Source organism: Psychromonas antarctica (assembly GCF_022267535.1).
Taxonomy (GTDB): domain Bacteria; phylum Pseudomonadota; class Gammaproteobacteria; order Enterobacterales; family Psychromonadaceae; genus Psychromonas; species Psychromonas antarctica.
Genome location: NZ_JAHNZV010000146.1, coordinates 1 through 5,798, shown reverse-complemented (window position 1 = coordinate 5,798; position 5,798 = coordinate 1). Strand labels below are relative to the sequence as shown.

Below are 5,798 nucleotides of genomic sequence, written 5' to 3'. Positions count from 1 at the left end.
TTCATAGGTCAGTTGTTTATATGTTTTCATTGTTGCATCTCTTGCCGGAGAAAAAGCGATTAGCATATATTCAGCTGACCGTTTTTTCTACCTATTCAAGTTATGCACTTATTATTTGAATCCAAGACTTGTTAGTAACGTTTTTATGAGATAAAAACGTGAATATCTGTTTATTAGAAGAGCCTCACACCAATAACTGTAATGTATTGAATTCGCTAATTAATTTTGTTAAACAAAAATAGCTAGGAGAGGGTGGCTGAGTGCTTCACGTAGTGATTCCGGTGATTACTTTGTTGTGGTGATTGTGAGGCGTTTAAGTCAGCATTTGCATCCTGTGGCATTATTATTTGCTGGCAATTGATTTATTATGTCGGCCAGCACAGAGATTAAATTTGCAGATAGTGAAGGTGTAGCGAGCAGGCTTGCGTTGCTGGATTCGATAAGAGATCCACTATATTAGGGTAAATGCTTGTATTTACTTCTGTCGATAGTGGATTAACGTAGTTAATCGCTTGAAAGGCCTCCATGCAGCGCCTTGATAAAGCATCTGAAGTATTAAGGGTATATAATTGTTTTTCTTATGCAGTAACCTATTTACAGAATAAATAGGGCAAATATGAGGAGAATAAATAAGATGAAGTTTAAGGGGATTTTATTCGATTTAGATGGCACGCTGATTGACTCTCTTGCTGTTGTCGATCGTGCTTGGCGCAGTTGGGCTAAGCGTAATAGCTTAGAGGCGGATCATGTGATGCAAGTGATCCATGGGCGCCCTGCGCGAGAGTCTGTTACAGAGCTGCTTGGTGGCGCTAACGAGGCTAAAATAGAGCAAGAGTTTGCTTGGTTGGAGCGTTATGAGTCAGAAGATACGCAAGGTGTACACGCCTTACCCGGTGCTGTTGCGTTGTTAACTCAGCTTAATGTTTTGCAAATTCCTTGGGCAATTGTAACTTCAGGGACGTTACCCGTAGCCAGTGCGCGTATTAAAGCTGCCGCGTTACCAAGACCTAAAGTATTGATCACTCCAGAACTGGTGAAAAAAGGGAAGCCCGATCCAGCCCCTTTTTTACTTGGGGCTGAAAAGTTAGGTTTGCTTGGTGAGCAATGTTTAGTATTTGAAGATGCGCCTGCTGGTGTGCAAGCGGGGCATTTAGCAAACTGCACTGTCATTGCATTGCAAACGCATTTTAAGCCTGCACAACTGCCTGAAGCTGATTATTATATTAATTCATTGGAGGATCTGTTTATTCAGCAAGAAGATGACGAATATAAACTAAGTTTCATTGATTCGAATAGAAGTATGTAGTTTCGATAAAACAGTATTTATTGAGCGTTTAGTTTTCTGTTTTATCTGTGTTACTAACCATAAAAAACCGAAAGTTGATCCGGTTTTTTATGGTTTTGATTGGTCGTTAATGACTAGGCATCAAGTAATAGTTTATCATCATCTAGCTCTTCGCCATCACTGCGAGCTTGAGCAAATAGATTTAATAAATCTTTGACTTGATAATTTGCACGGGTCTGTCCTGCTATATCAAAAATCACCTTTCCTTCATGAAGCATAACAGTGCGTGAACCATGATCTAGAGCTTGACGCATGGAATGGGTAACCATCATCACTGTGAGTTGTTTTTCAGCAATAATTTGTGAGGATATATCCATAATTAAGGCGGCTGTTTTGGGATCAAGTGCAGCAGTATGTTCATCCAGCAGTAAAATGGTACTGGGTTGTAATGCTGACATTAACAAACTCACCGATTGCCGCTGTCCGCCAGATAAAAGGCCCATTTCACTTTCTAAGCGATCTTCAAGCCCCAAATTAAGACGGCTTAATTGCTCGCGGAAAATGCTGCGCAATTTATTATTTAAGGCAAAAGAGAGATTACCTCTACTACCACGGCCATAAGCCAGTGCCATATTCTCTTCAACCGTTAAATTGCCACAAGTTCCAGCTAAGGGATCTTGAAAAACGCGGGCAATATCTTTGGTGCGAGCCGTCGCTGAAAGCTTAGTGACATCACGTTCAGTAAAATAGATGTGGCCTTGTGTCGTTCTGATATCTCCAGCAATGGTATTGAGCAGGGTCGATTTACCCGCGCCATTTGAGCCAATAACAGTGACAAACTCACCGCTTGGGATGCACAGATCAATGCCACGCAGAGCCAGTTTTTCCGTAGGCAGACCCGGGTTAAAAGTGACATGTAAATTTTCGCAACGGATCATAGTGTATCCTCCTGTGCGCGTTTCGCTTTCCACTCATTACGTAACTTAGGAAATACGAGAGCCAATGCGACCAGTACGGCTGTAATTAAATTCAGATCGGATGCATGAAAGCCTAAAAAATCAGCGTTAAGCGCCATTGAAACCGCAACGCGGTACAGTAGCGAACCGACAATACAGCTCAGTACAATCACCAATATTGAGCGGCTGGCAAACAACGATTCACCAATAATAACGGCTGCTAAACCGACAACGATAGTACCGATTCCCATAGTTGAATCTGCAAACCCATTTGTCTGAGCAAAAAGAGCACCAGCTAGCCCCACTAGTCCATTGGATAGTGCCAGGCCGACATAGACTTTCTCATTAACCACAATACCATTGGCTTGGGCCATGCGTTTATTCGAACCAACTGCTCGCATCGCCAGCCCATATTGGGTGTTAAGAAACCACGCAACGAGTAACCCACCAATCAAAGCGCAAACAGCAACAAAACCTACCTTTAAATACATATTAGCCAGACCCAGCCCTTCAAAAGGGGTTAGCACGGTCGGTTCCATAATCAAAGCAACATTCGGCTTGCCCATCACCCTTAAATTAATAGTATATAAAGCGGTCATGGTTAAGATACTGGCAAGCAGATGTAAAATATTAAAACGCAGATTAAGCCATGCAGTCACAAGGCCCGCACTGGCGGCCGCAAGCGTGCCGAGCAATGTTGCCAAGTAAGGATTAACACCAGCAACAATCAGCGTTGCAGTGACCGCAGCGCCAAGCGTAAAGCTACCGTCAACGGTTAGGTCGGGAAAATCCAAAATACGGAAAGTAAGGTAAACACCGAGGGCAACCAAACCATAAATAAACCCTATCTCTAGGGTTCCTAAAAAAGCAAATGTAGACATATTAAAAACTACTTCTTATTCAATGATTTTGGTGGCGCGAGCAAGTACAGATGCAGGGATTTTTATGCCCATTTTTGCCGCCATTTTAGTATTTACAAAAAGATTCGTGCCTTCCGCCTGTTTGACATCAATTGATCCTGCACGCTCACCTTTTAGTATGCGCACCACGATATCACCCGTTTGTCTGCCAAGCTCTGTGTAATCGTACCCTACAGCAGCAACAGCGCCACGTTCTACAGACCCTGTGTCGGCTGCAAATACGGGAATCTGCGCATCAATACCAACGCGCACAACCGATTCAAAGGCGCTGATAATGGTATTATCTGTTGGGCAGTAAATCGCCTCAGCTTTGCCGACTAATTGTTTGCTGGCAATCATTACATCCGATGATTTAGGGGCTGGTGATTCAACGATCTTAATTCCCATGCTGTCGGCCGCTTCTTTAAGTGCTGTTACAATAGAAACGGAATTGGCTTCACCCGGATTATATACCACACCTAAATTTGTTATTTCAGGTAGAAACTCTTTAATTAAAGCGAGTTGCTGCTTCACATTGACCATATCCGAAAGTCCCGTCACATTGCCACCGGGTTGCTTTAAGCGCGGCACAACCTTAGCGCCAACGGGGTCGGTGACCACTGAAAATACCACGGGAATATCTTGACTTGCACTGACTGCTGCTTGTGCTGAAGGCGTTGCAATAGCAACGATTATATCTGGAGCATCGCCGACCATTTTGCGGGCAATTTGCGCTGCAATGGCTGGTTGGCCCTGTGCACTTTCATAGGTGAATTTGAGTTGATCACCGCTATAACCGTTTTCTTCTAATACTGCTTTGACCCCATCTCGAACAGCGTCCAGCGCGGGATGTTCAACAATCGCAGTGGTTGCGACATAAACAGGTTTAGCTTGTAAAGCTGTGCATAACAGCACGCTCGAGAATGCTGCAATTTTAATTACTGAGCTTAATTTCATATTGACTATCCTTGTTTTAATATTTTTATTCACCAGCTGATTGATAAATCATAATTTTATTTATGTTTGAAAAGGGTATATCTAACTTTATCAGCTTATTGATGTAAATAATAATAGATTTAACCGCTGTTGAAGACCGTAAACTGAGAGATAGAATTTTAACGGAGTAAGTGAGCCTAGAATCACAGCTGTAGAGAATATATTCAGGATAAGTGACGAGAACAATTTGTAAATCTATTCTGATACTCAGCAGTCTTTGACTGGTAGTTAGCGGCCGTACAATGATCTCAATTGGAGGCTAAAATTAGTTAGCCTCCATAGTTGAAATTATACTATCTATCAAATGGTTATAGTTTTACTGGTTTAAAAATGATAATTGCTTAAATATGTAAGTGGCGTTTTATCTTTTTCGTCGGAGTTTTAATAAAGGGTTCGCACTGCTCTATCACCTTGGTGATTTTTGAATAGCCGGAAAGCTGTGTGTTAACCGTGCAGCGGATCTCTTCTAACAGCGATAAAATATTACTATGCAAAACTGAGTCACTGGCCTGGAAGATATTATGGTCTTCGTCGAACTTATCGTAATCAAGATGTATTTTAGCGACGACTTTATGAGCTACTTCATAAACGAGAGAATCTAATACCAGTGGGTTCTGATTAATAACCGATTCCACGGCTTCGGGATAAATGTTTTCCCCACTGCTGCTGATAATCACATTTTTACTACGCCCATTAATTGTCAGCACACCGTTTTCATCTATGTAACCCAGATCACCGGTATTTAGCCAACCATCATCATCTAGTACCTCCGCTGTACGTAGCGAATCTTTATAATAACCGATCATTACATTCGGACCACGTACATGTAGTTCGCCGTCGCGGGACGCTTCAGATAGCTTTTTAAATCGGTATTCAATCTGCGGCGCGATAATGCCCGTTGTGCCTACTTTGGTAAGCCCAGGAGCGGCAGCCGCAATAATAGGGGCTGTCTCGGTCATACCATAGCCAATCGCATAGGGAAAATCAGCTTCCAGTAAGAATTCTTCGACAAAAGGAGATAATTTTGCACCGCCAATACCAAATAGTCTCATCTGACCACCGAAACTTTCTTGGAGTTTTTTACCTGCCATCCTATTTAACTTTTTACGCACAAAAGCTAGGTTTTCATAGAGAAATTTAACCACTCTTTTTTTATTAAACTCAGCTTGAACTTTTGATTTGTAAATTTTTTCAATTACCAGCGGCACACTTAACATACAGGTCGGGCGTACTTTCTGCATCGCGGCAAGAATGATTTTAGGCGAAGGCGGTTTATTGATGTAATAAATGGAAGCGCCAGTTGCAAAAGGGACTAAAAAACCGGCAGAGCACTCATAGGTATGAGCTAAAGGTAATATTGATAGAAATTTATCATCGGCGCGAATATTGGCAATACTTTGTACCTGCAGAATCTGTGTGATCAGATTTTTATGAGTGAGCATGACCCCTTTTGACTGTCCGGTTGTACCTGATGTGTAGATAATGGATGCAAGATCATCCTCTTTAATGGTCAACATGTGGCGCGCTGTTGTCAGACTAGTACCTCGATTCATAAGTCCGTGTGATAATGTTCATAATTGGTTCAAGCCGACAAAGCCTTACCTTTATACGTCCATTTAAATGGTTTTGCTAAATTCTCGTTAAAATAATCAATAAAGCGCT

At 42.0% G+C, this 5,798-nt stretch carries 6 protein-coding genes; 1 reads left to right on the top strand and 5 read right to left on the bottom strand.

Features of this window, described 5'->3' with window-relative positions; all coding sequences use genetic code 11:
- Positions 1 to 386: 386 nt before the first annotated feature.
- Positions 387 to 527: a hypothetical protein gene (locus KSO91_RS15810; RefSeq protein WP_238743994.1), complete on the bottom strand. Its 141-nt coding sequence runs from the start codon at positions 525 to 527 to the stop codon at positions 387 to 389.
- Positions 528 to 634: 107 nt separating this feature from the next.
- Here KSO91_RS15810 and KSO91_RS15805 point away from each other — a divergent pair, with 107 nt between their 5' ends.
- Positions 635 to 1,306, top strand: coding sequence for an HAD-IA family hydrolase (locus KSO91_RS15805; RefSeq protein ID WP_238743993.1), 672 nt, complete (start codon positions 635 to 637; stop codon positions 1,304 to 1,306).
- Between the two features lie 113 nt (positions 1,307 to 1,419).
- On the opposite strand, the gene KSO91_RS15800 is transcribed toward KSO91_RS15805, so the two are convergent.
- From KSO91_RS15800 to KSO91_RS15785, 4 genes are all read right to left on the bottom strand, one after another.
- Positions 1,420 to 2,223, bottom strand: coding sequence for an ABC transporter ATP-binding protein (locus KSO91_RS15800; RefSeq protein WP_238743992.1), 804 nt, complete (start codon positions 2,221 to 2,223; stop codon positions 1,420 to 1,422).
- Positions 2,220 to 3,122, bottom strand: coding sequence for an ABC transporter permease (locus tag KSO91_RS15795; RefSeq protein ID WP_238743991.1), 903 nt, complete (start codon positions 3,120 to 3,122; stop codon positions 2,220 to 2,222). Before KSO91_RS15795 ends, KSO91_RS15800 begins: the two co-directional genes overlap by 4 nt.
- Before the next feature lie 15 nt (positions 3,123 to 3,137).
- Positions 3,138 to 4,097 carry an ABC transporter substrate-binding protein gene (locus KSO91_RS15790; RefSeq protein WP_238743990.1) on the bottom strand — a complete coding sequence of 320 codons (960 nt, stop codon included), beginning with the start codon at positions 4,095 to 4,097 and terminating at the stop codon, positions 3,138 to 3,140.
- Positions 4,098 to 4,477: 380 nt separating this feature from the next.
- On the bottom strand, positions 4,478 to 5,689 hold the full coding sequence (locus tag KSO91_RS15785; RefSeq protein ID WP_238743989.1) for an AMP-binding protein: 1,212 nt from the start codon (positions 5,687 to 5,689) through the stop codon (positions 4,478 to 4,480).
- Positions 5,690 to 5,798 lie beyond the last annotated feature (109 nt).